General features: G+C 70.9%; 1 pseudogene. It reads left to right on the top strand.

Annotated elements, in window-relative coordinates:
- Positions 1 to 233: 233 nt before the first annotated feature.
- Positions 234 to 509, top strand: a pseudogene (locus ACXJKJ_RS32390) (hypothetical protein); the annotation flags it as partial.

Genomic DNA, 509 nt, shown 5'->3' with positions numbered 1-509 from the left:
ACGCCACCGTGGCCGATGCGCTGGGTGCGGCCGTCGCCGATGCTGCAGCCGGTGACCGCGTGCTCGCGTTCGGTTCGTTCCATACCGCTGCACAGGCGCTGCAATGGCTGGACGCTGCCGGCTGACCCGCGCCCGCCACCCCGCTGCGGCCGTTCAGCCGCAACAGACGCCGCTCACGCGGACACCCGTATAATCGCCGTGGCATTCCGCCGCGCCGCCCCTGCCTGCCTTCCGTGGATACTCCTCTGAAACAGCGACTGATTGGTGCCATCGTTCTGGTGGCCTTGGCTGTGATCTTCCTGCCCATGCTGGTCAAAGGCCCTGCGCCTGACAGTGGCGTGGCCAGCGTGCCGATCAGTGCGCCTGCCGCGCCGTCGGATGGYCAGTTCGAAACCCGCGAGTTGCCGCTGGTCGCGCCCACCGGCGGCGCCACCGGCCTGCTCGGTGCGTCCAGCACCCAGCCGCTGCAGGACAACGCGGCCGCTGCCGCCCCGGCCGCGACGGACACC

It is taken from the genome of Roseateles sp. P5_E1 (assembly GCF_054049335.1).
This window is presented reverse-complemented; position numbering and strand designations above follow the sequence as displayed.